The following is a 15776-nucleotide window of genomic DNA, read 5'->3' as shown; positions in this document are numbered from 1 at the left end:
GCATCCTCGGTCGCGGGGCCGCTCAGTCCCCTTCCGGTCCGCCCCGCGCCCCCGGCTTGCCGCCGTCCGTGGGAGCGGCGCGGCGCAGGTTGCGGATCGCCGGGGTCGCGAACAGTGCCACGCAGCCTGCCAGGCAGGCGCCCGCCGACACCAGCAGCAGCCGCTCCGGGGAGGCCAGCGCGAGGGCAGGGCCGGCCAGTATCTGGCCGAGCGCGATCCCGGACACCGAGCCGGCCAGCTCGTACGCGGAGACCCGGTTGAGCACCGCGGGCGGGGTGTGGGTCTGCACGCTGGTCGCCCACATCACCGACCAGAACGCCAAGGCGCCGCCGCCGAGGACGTGGCCCGTCAGGAGTACCGGCAGGCCCGCGTCCAGCGCCACGCAGAGCGGCAGCACGGTGTACAGCGTCATCGCCACCGTCCCGGCGGCCAGCGGCCGGGACGGGCGAAGTCGCAGGGCCAGCAGGCCGCCGAGCACCGTTCCGGCTCCGAGGAAGGAGACGGCGAGGCCGAAGGCGTTCGGGCCGAGCCGGTCGCCGATCAGCTCCGAGCTGAGCGGGACCAGCGGGCCGAAGAGCAGCACGCCGTAGACCATCCAGATCAGGATCACCGCCCACATCCAGGTGCGTGCGCGGAACTCCTGCCAGCCCTGGCGCAGGTCACGGCGGAGTGAACTGCCGGTCCGGGCGGAGGAGTCGGCGCCGGCCGGGGTCTCCTTGGGCGGACCGGCCGGGGCGAGCCGGATGAGTGCCAGGCACAGGGCACTGAGCAGGAAGGTGCCGGCGTCGATCGCGTACACGGTCCCGGCGCCGGTCAGCACGATGAGCAGCCCCGCCAGGGCCGGGCCGACCAGGTGGGCGAGCGCGTCGGCCACCTTGAGTGTGGCGTTGGCCCGCTGCGGCTCGCGGGCGACCAGCGGGACCATCCCGTTGCTCCCCGGCAGGAACATCGCAACGGCCGCACCGGCCAGTGCCGCCATTGTCACCAGCAGCCAGAAGGGCGGTGGCCCGGCGAAGAACGCGGCTGCCAGCACCCCCTGGGTGAGCACCCTGACGAGGTCCGCGCCGACCATCATCCGGCGCGCGCCGAACCGGTCGGCGAACACTCCGCCGAACAGGACCAGGAGGACGAACGTCCCGGTCCAGATGCCGAGGACGGCGCCGACCCCGGAGACCCCGTACAGGGGGCCGACCGCGAGCGCGGTGGCCACCGGCATCATCGCGTCGCCGAGCAGCGAGACGGCACGGGCGGTGAAGTAGAGCGTGAAGCCCCGGTCCCACAACGGGGGCCTGGCGGGCGGCCGGCCCTTCGGCGGATCGGCCTCGGCGGTCTGGGTCTGCGTCTGCGTGGTGGTCACAGGACAGAATATTGGACTGGACCAATTGATTACCCCAGTGTCCTGAACGACATGATGAGGTACTTTCGCGCCATGACGCTTCGTTCGCTGCCGAAGTCTCCGGCGCCGCACCGGGTCGTGGCCCTGTTGCAGCCCCCGCAGTCGACGTTCCTGCTGGCCTGCGCGACCGAGGTGTTCGGCGACCACGGCCCGGCGATCCCCGCTCGCTACGCGTTGGAGGTCTGCACCGAGCACCCCGGCCCGGTGCGCACGCAGGTCGGCTACGAGCTGCTGGTCACGACGGGCCTGGACGCGTTGGAGCGCGCGGACACCGTGCTGGTCCCCGGCTGGCAGCAGCCGGACGGCACCGAGGTGCCGCCGGCTGTGGTCGCGGCGGTCCGGCGCGCGCACCGGCGCGGCGCGCGGATCGTCGGCATCTGCTCGGGCGCCTTCGTGCTCGCCGCGGCCGGACTGCTGGACGGCCGGCGGGCCGCCACCCACTGGGCCCGGGCCGACGAACTGGCCGCCCGCTTCCCGCAGGTCCATATCGACCCCGCCGTGCTGTACGTGGACCACGACGACGTCGCCACCAGCGCCGGATCGGCGGCCGGCGTGGATCTCTGCCTGCATCTGGTGAGCGCCGACCACGGCGCCGCGTACGCGATGCGGATCGCCCGGCAGATGGTGATGCCGCCGCACCGCGAGGGCTGCCAGCTGCAGTACGCCGAACTGCCCACCTCAGGACCGGTCGCCGACACGCTGGCGCCGCTGCTGGAGTGGGTGTCCGGGCGGCTGGACCAGCCGGTCAGCGTCGCCGAGATGGCGGTCCGCTCGCAGGTCTCGGCCCGCACGCTGACCCGGCGTTTCACCGAGCAGTTGGGCATCAGTCCCGGACGCTGGCTGCTGGACCGCCGGATCGCCGCAACCCGGGCGCTGCTGGAAGAGACCGACCTGCCCGTGGAGACCATCGCGCGCAGGGTCGGCCTCTCCTCGGCCGTCAACCTGCGCCGGCGCTTCCACGAGGCCCTGCGCACCACGCCCGCCGCCTACCGGCGCGCCTTCCGTGCGGACGAGGCCGGGTAGGCGGAGCCGGTCGTCACCGGGCTGCACTCCAGCCGGTACCCCAGCCCACGGACCGCGTCGATGGTGCAGGAGCTGCCGGACTCGCTGCGCAGCCGGTTCCGCACCCGTCTGACGTGGACCGTCAGCGTGTTGCTGTCCAGCACCTCGGCGCCCCACAGCGCCTGCGTCAGCTCGCCGCGGCTGATGACGCGGTCGTGGTGCTGCATCAGATAGTGCAGCAGCATGAACTCTCGTACCGGCAACTGCACTGGGCGACCGCGCACATGAACGTGGAATCCGGCCGGATCGAGTTCGATGTCTCCGACGACCAGCGTGCCGGCCGAGCCGTCGCCCGCGTGCCGCCTGCCGGCCGTCAGGAAGGGCAGTATCTCCTCGATGCGGTAGGGGCGGGCCACGAGGGCCACCGCACCGGCGGACAGCGCGGCTGTGGCCTCATCCACCCCGTCGGGGCCCGCACCCACGAGGACGGGGACCGGGTGCAGGCGTGCGATCAGCTCGGTGACCTGGGCGGCGCCCACGATCGGGAGCGGGGCGCCCAGCAGGACGACCGCCGGATGGTGAGCACCGACCTGGAGAAGGGCTTCCGCACCGTCGTGGCAAACGGTCACCGGGACGCCCGCCCGTTCGAGGCGGGCCATGACCTGGGCGGCGAGCTCGGTGTCGGGCTCGGCCAGGAGCAGACCCGGCCGTGTGCCGGCGTCCTGGGCACCTGCGCGGCGCTGCTGGACGTCTACTGGTTGTGGTGCTTGGGGTGTCACCCGTGGTTCTCCTTCACGGTGGCGGGCCGCAAAGGCCGGCCTGGCTGGGGCGGACCGCCGGACGGTGGACTCAGCCGAAGCGACCGGAGATGTAGTCCTCGGTGCGCTGGTCGGAGGGGTTGGAGAAGAGCCGGGCGGTCTCGTCGTACTCGACGAGTCGGCCGTGGCGTACGTCCTTGTCGTCGACGTCCGCCGTGAAGAAGGCCGTTCGGTGCGAAACGCGCGCCGCCTGCTGCATGTTGTGTGTGACGACGATGATCGTGAACTCCTCGGCGAGATGCTCCATGAGGTCCTCGATCTTGGCCGTGGCGATCGGGTCCAGGGCCGAGCACGGTTCGTCCATGAGGATCACCTCCGGCTTCACGGCGATCGTGCGCGCGATGCACAGCCGCTGCTGCTGACCGCCGGAGAGGGCGAGCGCGGAGGTCTTGAGCTTGCCCTTGACCTCGTCCCACAGGGCCGCGTGGGTGAGCGTCTCCTCGACGAGGTCGTCCAGGTTTCCCTTGAAGCCGCCGACCCGGGGCCCGTACGCGATGTTGTCGTAGATCGACTTGGGGAACGGGTTCGGCTTCTGGAAGACCATGCCGATACGACGGCGGACCTCGATCGGATCCACCTCACGGCCGTACAGATCCTCGTTGTGGTACCGGACCTTGCCTGCCACGCGTGCGCCGGGGACCAGGTCGTTCATGCGGTTGAAGCAGCGCAGGACGGTGGACTTGCCACAGCCGGACGGTCCGATCATGGCCGTGATCTGACGGTGGCCGACATCCATGTTCACGTCGCGTACGGCTTCGTGGTCGCCGTAGAAGACCGACAGGCCGCCCACCTCGAAGACCGGACTGGCCAGAGAAGGGGCCTCGCGGAAGGCGACCTGGGGGGTCCGGGTGCCACCGGTGGCATCGGAGGGAGGGGTCATGGCGGTCTCCTGCGGAGAGTCTGCGGAAGGTTCGAGCCGGCCGGTCCCGGAAGTCGTGGAGCTCACAGCGGTCACCAGGTACGGGAGAAGCGGTTGCGGAGCCAGATGGCGAGGGAGTTCATCGCCAGCAGGATCACCAGGAGGACGACGATCGCGGCGGATGCGAGCGAGACGAACTCGGCCCTGGACTGGCTGATCCAGTTGAAGATCTGGATCGGCAGAACCGTGAACTGGCTCTGCACACCTGTGGGGTTGAACGAGATGTACGTCAGGCCGCCGAGCAGCAGGAGCGGTGCGGCCTCACCGATCGCGCGCGACAGGGCCAGGATCGAACCGGTCGCCATGCCGGGCACGGCCGCGGGCAGGACCTGTCGCCGAATGGTCTGCCACTGCGTCGCGCCCAGGGCCAGGGAAGCCTGACGGATGGACTGCGGTACGGCGCGGATCGCCTCGCGGGAGGAGATGATCACGACGGGCAGGACCAGCAGCGACAGTGTCAGCGACGCTGTCAGGACGGTCTGGCCGAAGCCCAGGCCGCGGGAGATGACTCCCAGGCCGAGGATGCCGTAGACGATCGATGGCACGGCGGCCAGGTTCTGGATGTTGATCTCGATGGCCTTGTTCCACCACCGGTTCGAATCGGCGTACTCCTCCAGGTAGATCGCGGTGAGAATGCCCGTCGGCAGGCAGTACACGGCGGTGAAGGCGATGACCCAGAGCGTGCCCATGATCGCCGACTGGGCTCCGCCGTTCTCCGGCGTGATGACGTCCGGGAAGTTCGACCAGAGCCGCGGGTCCAGACGGGGCCAGCCCTCTGCGAGCACGTACCCGAGGAGCGAGACGAGGAAGACGACGGCGATGGCGAGCGAGGCCCACAGGCTCAGCTGGAAGAAGCGTTCGCGCAGCGGTGTGCCACGGCCCTTCAGCCGGGGCGCGCGATGCGCCTCCGGGACCGCCGTGTCGCGGTCGATGACGTCGGTCATTCGTACACCTCGCGGTACTTGCGCACCAGACGGATGCTGAGCAGGTTCATCAGCAGGGTCAGCACGAACAGCAGGGAGCCCACCGCGAAGATCGTCTGGTAGCCGGTCGAGCCCGTGGGCAGGTCGCCGATGCCCGCCGCGGCGATGAACGCGGTCATCGTCTGCATGCCCTCAAGGGGGTTGAAGGACAGGTTCGGCCGCCCGCCTGCGGCGATGGCGACGATCATCGTCTCGCCCAGCGCACGGGAGATGCCGAGCACGACGGCGGCGACGATGCCGGACAGCGCGGCGGGGAACACCACACGGGTCGAGACCTGCATGCGGGAGGAGCCCAGGGCGAACGCGCCGTCGCGCAGGGCGCGGGGCACGGCGTTCATGGAGTCCTCAGCCAACGAGGCGATCGTGGGGATGATCATGATGCCCATGACGAAGCCGGCGGCGAGTGCGTTGAAGATCTGCGGTCCGTCGCCTGCCGGCCAGATCTGCTGGAGCAGCGGCGTGATGGCCTTCAGCGCGAAGAAGCCGTAGACGACGGTGGGGATGCCCGCGAGCACTTCCAGCAGCGGTTTGAAGACGGTCCGTACGCGACGGTTCGCGTACTCGCTCAGATACACCGCCGCACCGAGGCCGAGGGGTACCGCCACGAGCAGCGCGATGAGAGTGACCATCAGGGTGCCGCCGATGAGCGGCAGTACGCCGAAGTGCGGCGGCTCGAAGAGGGGCGCCCAGTTGGTGCCGGTGAGGAACTCGCCGATGCTCACCTCGCCGAAGAACTCGGCGGCGGGTGGGATCAGGGCGACGACGATGCCGATCGTGGTCAGCACCGAGACCAGCGAGGCGGCCACCAGGAGGACCTTGATGGCCTTCTCGCCGTAACGCGGCTTGGACCGCTTCAGGAAGCCGGGGCTTCCTGAAGCGGCCTGCCGTCCGGTGAAGGAGGAACTCATGCGGTGTGCGCGGCCTTCAGCTGCTCGAGTGCCTTCTTCAGTTCCGCTTCCTGCGTCGGGTTCAGCGGCACGAACTGAGCCTTCTCGGCTATGTCGGCGCTGTTCTCGACGTAGTACTCGACGAACGCCTCGACTTCCTTCTTCTCCAGCGAGGAAGCCTTCGGGTAGATGAACAGCGGCCGGGACAGCGGCTTGTAGCTGGCGTCCTGCACGGTGGTCTGCGTGGGCTCGACACAGCCGCTGCCACCGTCGATCTTCAGGACCTTCAGCTTGTCCTTGTTCTCCTCGTAGTACGAGAGTCCGAAGTAGCCCATTCCGCCCTTGGAGCCCGACACACCCTGGACGGTGACGTTGTCGTCCTCGCTCGGGTTGTAGTCGGTGCGCGAGGCGCCTTCCTCACCATTGATCGCATCGGTGAAGTAGTCGAAAGTACCCGAGTCGGTTCCCGCCCCGAACAGTTCGAGCTTGACGTCCGGGAACTTCGGGTCGATCTGCTTCCAGTTGTTCACCTTGGAGCCGGGCTCCCAGACCTTCTTCAGCTGCTCGACGGTCAGGCAGTCCGCGAAGTCGTTGTCCTTGCTCACCACGACGGACAGACCGTCGTTGGCGACCGTGAACTCCTCGTACTTGATGCCCTTCTTCTCGCAGGCCGCCTTCTCCTCGTCCTTGATCGGACGTGAAGCGTTGGAGATGTCGGTCTCGCCCGCACAGAACTTCTCGAAGCCGCCGCCCGTGCCGGACGTACCGACCGTGACCTTGACGCCCGAGTTCTTGTCCTGGAACAGCTGCGCCGCAGCGGTGGAGAGCGGAGCCACCGTGCTGGATCCGTCGACCTTCACCGTCCCGGCCAACTTGTCGCCGTCCCCACCGCCGGAGCCCGCCTCGGCACCGCCGCACGCGCTCACGGCCAGCAGGACAACTGCCGTCAAGGCCAACGGAGTCTTGGTCCGGCGCAACGAAGTGGCAATGTTCACGACTGTCGACCCTCGTGTCTGCCGGTTTACCCGGCGGTCTGGATCCGGTGCGCTGTGCGCCCAGTTCGGAGACTTCGATCGAAGGCCGTCCATGCGAGATCCCGGTGTACGGACACCCCTTCCGGGATGAACGGCAGCCGCCCATCTCCATACTTGGATCACGAAGAGACCACACGAACCACACCAACTCGTGATCAGACAACCCGTGCCGCCGGCTGCGTGGCGACGATCGCCTGCGCGGCCCTCGCCGCTTGCGCCGCTATGCCCGCGATGCTCGACGTAATGAACGAACCGCCCCCGGCGAGGTCTCCCACCACGTGGAGACGCGGATCGGCCGGTACGAGCCCACCGGCCGGGTGCAGTTCGGCCGAGCCGTCGGCCAGCAGGGCCGCTACCAGCTGACCGGCCGCCCGAGGGATCGCCCGCGGCGGTGGATTCACCGCGTTGACGACGACGTCGAAGGTGCGCTCGCCGTCGTCGGCGTGCACCCGGAACACGCCGTCCGCGACCTCGATCCTGCGGACGCCCGCGGAAAGAGTGACTTGCCCGGAGTCCAACTCCCGCATCATGGTGGCGGCGTTCACCGGAACCATCGGTGAGGCCACGCTCGTAGCCGTACGGAAGTGACGCACCAGGCGCAGCCGGTCGGGCTCGGGCAGCCACCGCCAGGCGTACGGGCCGACGCTGTGCGCTGTCTCCTGAAGGACCCGGCGGCCGATCCGGAAGTCCTCGACAGCGGCCAGTTGCGCCCGCAGGCGCCGTACCGGATCCTCGGCCCCGGACGCCGCCAGATCGGCCATCAAGGCTTCGAAGTCCTCGCCCTTCTCCGCCAGTTCGGCGCGCATGAGCCCGCTGAGGTCCTGAAGGGTGACGACCCCGTGCCGCCGGTGCAGCGCCGCCACCCGCTCGGCGGTCACGTGCTGCGGCCGGTGGCCGACCGGGCGCTGCCCGACGTGCGGGAGCACACCGCTGCGGGACAGCAGCGTGATCGGGCCGGTGTGCCCGCGCGCGGCGAGCGATACGACGATGTCGACGGCGGTCAGGCCGCTCCCGATGACCGCGATGCTGCTGCCGGGCGGGACCCGGTCGAGGGTGCGAGCCAGCGGGTACGGATCGTCCACGAAACCGGGGGCGCCGGCGAGACCGTAGTGGTCTTGCGGCGTCCCCCCGCCCACACACAGGGCAACGTGGCCGGCCTCGTGTCCGTGTCCGTTCTCGGTACGGAGCGACCAGGTGGCTCCGGACCGGGCCACCTCGGTGACGCGGGCGGGGACGATGCGTACCTTCCAGCCGTCTTCGCGCAGGGCGGCCGACGCCGTCTCGGCGGTGTGCGCCAGGTACTCGCCGTACAGGGCGCGCGGAACCAGCGGCTGTCCCAGCCGTTCGTCGATGTGGGCGGTGCCTCGCGTGCCGAGCCAGGCCGCGTAGTGCCCGAAGTCCAGGTGGCGGATCGACATGATGGCGGGTGGCGCGTTGACCAGCACCGTGTCCAGGTCGGGGCCGTAAGGGCGGCCTCGCCAAAGATGCGGGGACGGTTCGAACACGGTGATGGTCCCTGGGCTGTCGGCGGTGGCCGCCAGCGTGTCCAGCAGGCCGACGGCTGCAGCGCCCGCTCCGACGATTGCGATGTCCATGTACGTCCCTTCACGTCCGGGCCGCCGCCGAAGGAGCCGCGGCCTCGTCGAGCCTCGCCTCCGGCGGTGCCGAGCCCCATCCCCCGCGAGCGGTGACCTGCCGGGAATGCCCCCCTCGAACGGGGGGTTGGCGAAGGGCAGCAGGGCGGGCAGGCTGGCCTGCATCCAGTCCACGGGAGGGATATCTCCATGTCCGATGCGCGCCGCCACGCCGAGGTGCTGTCAGGTCACACCAAGGTGCTGTCGGGCGCGGAGCGGGCCGCCGACGCACGCGAGCTCTTCAGCCGGACGTCCGCCGAGCTGCGACGGTTCATGCCGTTCGACTCGGCCGTGTGGGCGGCCACCGACCCGGAGACCGGCATCGTCACGGCGCCCATGCTGGTGGAGAACCTCGGCTCCGGCGAAGGCTGCGCCGCGTACTGGGAAAGCGAACTCCTGGAGGAGAACGTCCTCCCGTTTCGGGACCTTGCCCGCGCCACCGTCCCGGCGGCCGGTCTGCGCGCGGCCACCGGCGGCCTGCCCGCACGCAGCGCACGCTTCCGCCGGCTGCTCGGGAGCCAGGGCGTGGACGACGAGCTACGGGCCGTACTGCGGGTCGGCGACCGGCCTTGGGCCGTGGTGAGCCTGTTCCGTATGCGCGGTGGCGCCGCGTTCGGCGCGGCCGAGACCACACTGCTCGCCGGTCTGTCCGGTCCGCTGGCCTCGCGGTTACGCAGGTTCGCCCGCCCGTCCGCGTCCGTCGGCGGAACCGACGCACCCGCGCCCGGACTGGTGCTCTTCGATCCCTCCGGCGAGCCGACGTCGATCAACGAGGAGGCGCGGCACCATCTCTCGCAGCTCCCTCAAGGCCCCTCCATCCCGTCGCAGTTGGGGCTTCGGCTACCGATCTGGGTGGTTGCCACCGCGCTGCAGGCCCGGGCGATCGCCCGGGGCCGCGACCGGGCGGGCCGCGCGAGGGTGCGTATCCGAACCGTTGACGGCCGCTGGTTGACCTGCCACGCGTCCTGCCTCAGCGGACCCGCAGGTCGACCCGGTCCGGTGGCGCTCGTCATCGAGCCGTCGGCCGCGGCCGACCGGGCGGTCCTCATCGCCGAGGCGTACGGCCTCACCCCGCGCGAGCTGGAGATCACTCAGCTCATCACGCGCGGGCTGCCCACGACCGAGATCGCCGCGGCGCTGTTCATCTCCCCACACACCGTGCGCGACCATGTCAAGGCCGTCTTCGGCAAGGCGGAGGTCTCCAGCCGAGGCGAACTCGTCGCGCGGCTGTTCGCCGAGCACTACCGGCCTGCGGCCCCAAGGACGGCCCGGTTCACCGGGCAAGTGGTCCGGTGAGGCCGGCCGACCTCATTCGCTTCAGTCGGTTCAGCCGATGCAGAGAATGAGGACGCACACTTCCTTCGGTGCCGAATCGGCCGGTGATGTCGCGGGGGGCGGCGGCGGGTTCACAGCCGAAGTGTCCTCGGCGGGACGTTCGGTGGAGGCGGGTGCGGCCGTCTCGGGTGCCGGGGCCGGAGCCTTGGAGTCGTCGGCGTACGTCTCCTCGGCCGGCTCGGGGGCGGAGTGCGTCGCCGCGCGCGAGGGCGAGGAGGGCTGGGTCGTGGCGGCGGACTGCGGCTGCCGGTTCGCCGTCCGGGCGGGAGGCGTGGCGTCGGCGGGGTTCTGCGGCCGGTTTTCCGCTGCGGACGTACGCGTGTCGGACTGCCGCGGAACCACGGTGTCCGGCTGCTCCGACGACGTGTCGGCCGTGGCCGCCCGCGGCGTGACCTCGGTCAGCCTCTCCGGTGGTGCGCCCGCGTGTGTCTGGCTGGTGGAGGGCCTGGTGGTCGGCATCGCGGCAATGGTCAGACCGCCACCGACCAGGGCAACAGCCGTTGCGGCCAAGGCCCGGCGCCGGTTCTTCTTCCAGCGCGCCAGCTGCCGCCGCCGAGCCGCCCGGCCCTGCATGGCGGGGTCGGCGCTTTCGGGAACGCCCCTGGACGTACTGCTGCTCGGCGCGGGTTCGAAGCGAAGGATGTCGACGTCGGATCCCGGCACGGGGACCTCCTCCGCGCGCCATGTCTCCTGCGTCGTTGCCGTCGTGGCGACCTCACTGTGGAGGTGCTGGGCAGGCGGGGCTATGTCCGGAGCGTATGCGCCGCACCCCGGACACACGAAAACCCCATTGAGATTCCGGCGGCAAAAGGAGCAGTAGTCCATCTGCGATCTTTCTGTGCTGGCTGCGCCGCCAGGGACGCCGGCGTCGTATTTTCACGTTCGAACGCGGGATCGAGCGGAACGTAACGCTAACGGCACGCGTCGAAGGCCATGCGCAGCCCTTGTGAAGCTGCTGCACAGATCCGCGGGCGGCGGCGCCTGGGCACAGAACCTGCTCAATGCACGCACTTACCGCATTCGGCAGGGAACAGCGTCGCACCTTGCGGCAGTTCGTACGCACGCCGGCCGATGACCCGCAGACACGCTTCAGAGCTGCCCGCCGCCGACGGGTACTCGATGGCAACCTCCTCCAGTCCGATGACTGAACCGGCGACGTGAAGTTCCGCCGCGTGCACGACACCGCCCGGAAGGTGGCCCGCCAGAATCCCGAAAGCCGCTGTGCTGTCGCCGTCGGCAACGCACTCCCGGATCTCGAAACGCCAGTGCTCAGCCGCGTCGGCGAGCAGGTTCCTACCCTCCCGGCCCTGCCCGGCAAGGAAGTCGGCCCGGGATCGCAGATGGTGGGCGATGGCGCAGCAGACCGGAACGGCCCGGCCATGGGACGTCGCCACCCGTGCGTACCCGGCTTGAGGAGAGAACGACAGGGCTTCATCGAGCAGCCCCAGTGCCGCGTCCCGCGCCGCGGGGTGCCCCTGTTGCGCAATGTCCAGCAGAAACGGGGTCGCCACGGCAGCCGCCGGGAACACCGCTCCGCTGTGATCATGAACGATTCCGCCACAGCCCAGAAGCGAGCCGGCCGCGGCTGCCTGAACCAGGTTCGTCGCGCTGGCCAGGGCACGCAGACCGGTGGCGACGCGATCTGGCTCGTACCAGTCGCTATGGCCAGGTACGGCAGCCCAGTCGACAGCGTCGATCGCATCCAGCACAACTGCATCCTCGCACCCCGGGCACCATCCACCCGCACCAACGGGCAGTGGTACGAAGGCAGATGAACGCACCCTTGGTCTATACCAACGACCCCTGTCCCAGTATCCTCACCCGTGGCCAATAGCACACTCTCCCCCCACCCAGGTTGCGTGCTGGCGCGGGCAACACCCACCTGACTCCACCTCGAGCAAACGGGTGACCTCGCCGTTCGCCGCCTCTAGGAGGTCACGGTGAAAGTTCGCACCAGAAGCTCGGCGATCATCGGCGCCATCTGTCTCGTCGCCTCCCTCGCCTTGACCACGGCGTCCGCCGACGAGCCCGCAGCCCCACGTGCGACGGCGAAGGTCGCGCTCAAGAAAGTCGCCACGGCCCAGAATCCATCGGCCGGCACCGCCGGTCCCGGTGGCACGGTCTGGATAGCCGAACGCGCTGGCACCGTAAGGGTTCTGGGCGACAAGGGGCTCGGCAGGCCCGTCCTCGACATATCCGGCGAGACCACCACCGACGGCGAACGCGGCCTGCTGGGCGTCGCGTTCGACAAGAGGTTCGCGCACTTCTACATCTCGTACACGAACCTCGAAGGCACCAGCACCGTGGACGAGTTCGCCATGCGGGGCGGCAAGATCCAGCCGAACACCCGCCGCACCGTCCTCACCCAGACGCAGCCGTACTCGAACCACAACGGCGGCGACATCAAGTTCGGCCCCGACGGCTACCTCTACATCGCGTTCGGCGACGGCGGCGCGGGCGGCGATCCGCACGGCAACGGGCAGAACCTCGACACGCTGCTCGGCAAGCTTGTGCGCATCGACCCGAGAGGCGGCAAGCCGTACGCAATCCCGTCGGACAACCCGTTCGTCAACGACCCGAACGCCAGGGACGAGATCTGGGCGTACGGGCTCCGCAACCCGTGGCGGTTCTCCTTCGACGCGGGCACGGGCGACCTGCTGATCGGTGACGTCGGCCAGAGCGACTGGGAGGAAATCGACTGGGCCCCGGCCCGCAGCAAGGGCGGTGAGAACTACGGCTGGTCCCAGATGGAGGGAACCCATCCCTTCCGGGGCGGCACGGAGCCCGCGAACCACGTGCCACCGATCCACGAGTACGACCGCAACGGGCTGGGCTGCTCGGTGATCGGCGGATACGTCTATCGAGGCAACGCGATCCCGAACCTCAAGGGTCAGTACGTGTTCAGCGACTACTGCGACGGCACCGTCCGCGCTCTGGAGATGCACAACGGCAAGGTGACCGGCGTGAGCGACCTCGGAGTCAACGGCGGCGAGACCGTCTCGTTCGTGCAGGACTGCGATGGCGAGCTGTACGTGCTCGGCATAGGCGGCAGCATCTCCCGCATCGACCCGGCGTAACGACGGCTGTCGCGGCGGTCAGGGTGAAACCGGCCGTCGCCACGGCGGCGAAGCCCCGACGGCGAGCAGGGCGCAGGCGAACAGAACCACTGAACGAGGGTAGCCACAGAGGTTCACACGGTGGTCTACTCCACTCGGTGTTCGTTTGGTTGCTCGCATCTGACTGAAGATGCGGGCAACCGAACAAGTAAGCGCAACCGCTCGTCGCCCCCGGAGGACGCATGTCCCGACTTGTGAGAGCCCTCGCTACCCTGCTGACGATCACAGCGATATCCACAACACCCCAAGCTTTCGGCGCGCCCGCGGCACCCGTCGACCGTCAATCCGGTCCGACAGCCGCCCAATCCCTCCCGACGGTGTCTCCGACACCGCAGCACATGACCCGTGTGAGCGAAGGCGTGAAGCTGACCGGCAGGGCGGAGGTCGTCGTCGGTGACGGCACCGACGACGCCGCGCGCACACTGCTCCTCGCCACCCTGCGCGCGCACGGCGTCGAGCGGATCGACGTACGCGACCGCGCGTCGGGCCGGTCCCCGCTGACCTTCCTGCTCGGTCCCGCCACCCGTCCCGACCTGGGCAAGGCCCTTGCGGGCACCGCGATCCCCGACCACGGCGAGGGCTACGCGCTGCGTGTCGGCCGGAGCGCCGGGGGCCTGCCCACGGTGGCCCTGGGCGGCACCGATGGAACCGGCCAGTACTACGCCGTTCAGACACTGCGTCAGCTGTTCGTCGCCACCGATGAGGACGACGAAGGCCGGATCGCCGGAGCCGGCATCTCCGACTACCCCTCGATGCCGTTGCGCGGCAGCATCGAGGGCTTCTACGGACCTCCGTGGACCAATGCCGAGCGCCTGGACCAGATGGACTTCCTCGGTGACGTGAAGTCCAACACCTATGTCTACGCCCCGAAGGACGACCCGTACCACCGCGAGAAGTGGCGCGAGCCCTACCCGGCGGACAAGCTCGCAGAGTTGCGTGCACTGGTCGAGCGCGCGACAGCGAACCATGTGCGCTTCACGTTCGCCGTCTCGCCCGGCGCCTCCGTCTGTTACTCCGACCCGGAGGACACGAAGGCTCTGACGGCGAAGCTGCAGGCGATGTACGACGTGGGCGTGCGGTCCTTCTCCGTTCCCCTGGACGACATCAGCTACACCCGCTGGAACTGCGACGGCGACCAGGCGAAGTTCGGGGCACCGGGCCGAGGTCCGGCAGCCACCGCGCAGGTCGGTCTGCTGAACGAGGTCCAGCGTGGTTTCATCGCCGAGCGCGACGGGGCGAACCCGCTGCAGATGGTGCCCACGGAGTACGGCGACCTGACCGACACGGCGTACAAGCAGACGATCCGGTCCACCCTCGACCCGGCGGTCCAGGTGATGTGGACCGGGACGGACGTGGTGCCGCAGGAGATCACCAACGCTCAGGCGTCCGAGGCTGCCGAGCTGTTCGGACGGAAGGTCTTCGTCTGGGACAACTACCCGGTCAACGACTTCGGCCGGACAGCGGGGCGGCTGTTGCTTGCGCCCTACGACAAGCGCGAGAGCGGACTCTCCGACCACCTGAGCGGGATCGTCTCCAACCCGATGAACCAGGAGGCGGCCAGCAAGCTCGCCGTGTTCACGATGTCGGACTTCTCGTGGAACGACCGAGGCTATGACCGGACCCGCTCCGGCCGGCAGGCCGCGCTCTACCTGGCCGGCGGAGACCGTCGTACGGCGGACGCGGTGCAGACGTTCGTCGACCTGAACCACGCGGCGCCGACCTTCGGATCAGAGCCGTGGCAGCCCCAGGCGCCTGTGTTCAGCGCCGAGCTGGACCGCTTCTGGGACGGCTACGGGACCGATGAAGCGCAGGCCATCCGCGAGTTCCGGCCGACTGTGGCTGCGATCACGAAGGCACCGGAGACGATCCGCGCGGGCGTGCCCGACAAGCTGTTCCTGTCCGACGCATCCCGCTGGCTGGACGCCACGAAGCTGTGGGGACAGTCGATGGAGCGCGGACTCGCCACGCTGGCCGCGATCCAGGCCGGTGACGCGTCGACGTCCGCGGCACAGCGCGACGCGATGGATGCCCGTGCCGATGAGGCATCGAAAATCACGGTCGACCCGGTGGAGCACCACCAGCTCGGCCAGGTGAAGATCGGCGATCCGTTCATCACGGACTTCGTGACCCGCGTACAGAACCTGCACGACGAGTCGATGGGGCTGCCTCCGCTGCGCGAGCTCGCCGAGGGCAGGACAGCGACGCAGATCTCCGACTACAACTGGAGCGGGGCGTTCCCGTTCACCGCCGACAAGTCCGTCAACGGTGACCGCTTCGACTTCTCCGCCACCAGCGGCAAGGAGGCGCAGCCCTGGTGGCAGGTGGATCTCGGGGCGAGTGCGGACCTGGAGCAGATCAAGATCTACAACCGGACGGACTGCTGTTCGGGACGGCTCAAGGACTACTACGTGCTGGTGTCCGACCAGCCCTTCTCGGGGACGCTGGCCGACCAGCTCGGCAAGCCGGGAGTCTGGAGCCACCACGAGGCCGACCAGGCGGGAAGCCCGACCACCATCGACACCGCGGCCAAGGGCCGCTACGTGCGGGTATGGCTTGCCACCCAGACGCCCGGGGAGCTCAACATGGCCGAGGTCGAGATCTTCGGCCGCGCGCAGGAGTGACTGACACTCAGCCTGTGAACCGTGTCCGGCC

Annotated in this window: 13 protein-coding genes; 4 read left to right on the top strand and 9 right to left on the bottom strand. The window is 69.4% G+C overall.

The window, feature by feature from the left end:
• Positions 1-22: 22 nt before the first annotated feature.
• The gene (locus ACWGO0_RS08635) at positions 23-1357 is read right to left on the bottom strand and encodes an MFS transporter (protein ID WP_453530093.1); all 1335 of its coding nucleotides are present in this window, start codon (positions 1355-1357) and stop codon (positions 23-25) included.
• Between the two features lie 72 nt (positions 1358-1429).
• Between ACWGO0_RS08635 and ACWGO0_RS08630 the strand changes: the two genes are divergently transcribed.
• A complete protein-coding gene (locus tag ACWGO0_RS08630; RefSeq protein WP_453530090.1) occupies positions 1430-2419 on the top strand; it encodes a GlxA family transcriptional regulator in 990 nt (329 codons plus the stop codon).
• Here the strand turns inward: ACWGO0_RS08630 and ACWGO0_RS08625 are convergent.
• The 6 genes from ACWGO0_RS08625 to ACWGO0_RS08600 form a co-directional block, all read right to left on the bottom strand.
• Positions 2383-3177: a response regulator transcription factor gene (locus tag ACWGO0_RS08625; RefSeq protein ID WP_453530087.1), complete on the bottom strand. Its 795-nt coding sequence runs from the start codon at positions 3175-3177 to the stop codon at positions 2383-2385. The two genes, ACWGO0_RS08630 and ACWGO0_RS08625, sit on opposite strands and share 37 nt — an antisense overlap.
• Before the next feature lie 70 nt (positions 3178-3247).
• Positions 3248-4096: a phosphate ABC transporter ATP-binding protein PstB gene (gene pstB / locus ACWGO0_RS08620; protein ID WP_453530084.1), complete on the bottom strand. Its 849-nt coding sequence runs from the start codon at positions 4094-4096 to the stop codon at positions 3248-3250.
• 71 nt (positions 4097-4167) lie between these two features.
• A complete protein-coding gene (gene pstA, locus ACWGO0_RS08615; protein WP_453530081.1) occupies positions 4168-5079 on the bottom strand; it encodes a phosphate ABC transporter permease PstA in 912 nt (303 codons plus the stop codon).
• Entirely contained in the window at positions 5076-6026 is a 951-nt protein-coding gene (gene pstC / locus ACWGO0_RS08610) for a phosphate ABC transporter permease subunit PstC (protein WP_453530078.1), read from the bottom strand. Before pstC ends, pstA begins: the two co-directional genes overlap by 4 nt.
• Positions 6023-6955: a PstS family phosphate ABC transporter substrate-binding protein gene (locus ACWGO0_RS08605; RefSeq protein WP_453530075.1), complete on the bottom strand. Its 933-nt coding sequence runs from the start codon at positions 6953-6955 to the stop codon at positions 6023-6025. Before ACWGO0_RS08605 ends, pstC begins: the two co-directional genes overlap by 4 nt.
• A 239-nt stretch (positions 6956-7194) precedes the next feature.
• Positions 7195-8634 (bottom strand): FAD/NAD(P)-binding protein, encoded by a 1440-nt coding sequence (locus ACWGO0_RS08600; RefSeq protein ID WP_453530072.1) that lies wholly within the window; start codon positions 8632-8634, stop codon positions 7195-7197.
• Between the two features lie 189 nt (positions 8635-8823).
• On the opposite strand from ACWGO0_RS08600, the gene ACWGO0_RS08595 reads away from it, so the two are divergent.
• Positions 8824-9969: a LuxR C-terminal-related transcriptional regulator gene (locus tag ACWGO0_RS08595; RefSeq protein ID WP_453530069.1), complete on the top strand. Its 1146-nt coding sequence runs from the start codon at positions 8824-8826 to the stop codon at positions 9967-9969.
• 30 nt (positions 9970-9999) lie between these two features.
• Here ACWGO0_RS08595 and ACWGO0_RS08590 read toward each other — a convergent pair whose 3' ends face one another.
• Together ACWGO0_RS08590 and ACWGO0_RS08585 are read right to left on the bottom strand one after the other, a co-directional pair.
• A complete protein-coding gene (locus ACWGO0_RS08590; protein WP_453530066.1) occupies positions 10000-10833 on the bottom strand; it encodes an SCO2400 family protein in 834 nt (277 codons plus the stop codon).
• 173 nt (positions 10834-11006) lie between these two features.
• The gene (locus ACWGO0_RS08585) at positions 11007-11717 is read right to left on the bottom strand and encodes a hypothetical protein (RefSeq protein ID WP_453530063.1); all 711 of its coding nucleotides are present in this window, start codon (positions 11715-11717) and stop codon (positions 11007-11009) included.
• A 231-nt stretch (positions 11718-11948) separates the two neighbouring features.
• On the opposite strand from ACWGO0_RS08585, the gene ACWGO0_RS08580 reads away from it, so the two are divergent.
• Together ACWGO0_RS08580 and ACWGO0_RS08575 are read left to right on the top strand one after the other, a co-directional pair.
• Positions 11949-13085: a PQQ-dependent sugar dehydrogenase gene (locus ACWGO0_RS08580; protein ID WP_453530060.1), complete on the top strand. Its 1137-nt coding sequence runs from the start codon at positions 11949-11951 to the stop codon at positions 13083-13085.
• A 221-nt stretch (positions 13086-13306) separates the two neighbouring features.
• Positions 13307-15745 (top strand): beta-N-acetylglucosaminidase domain-containing protein, encoded by a 2439-nt coding sequence (locus ACWGO0_RS08575; RefSeq protein ID WP_453530057.1) that lies wholly within the window; start codon positions 13307-13309, stop codon positions 15743-15745.
• Positions 15746-15776: the final 31 nt, after the last annotated feature.

This window comes from Streptomyces sp. NPDC055749, from assembly GCF_053617235.1.
Note: the sequence above shows the minus strand (reverse complement) of the source record. Positions and strands in the feature narration are given on the sequence as shown.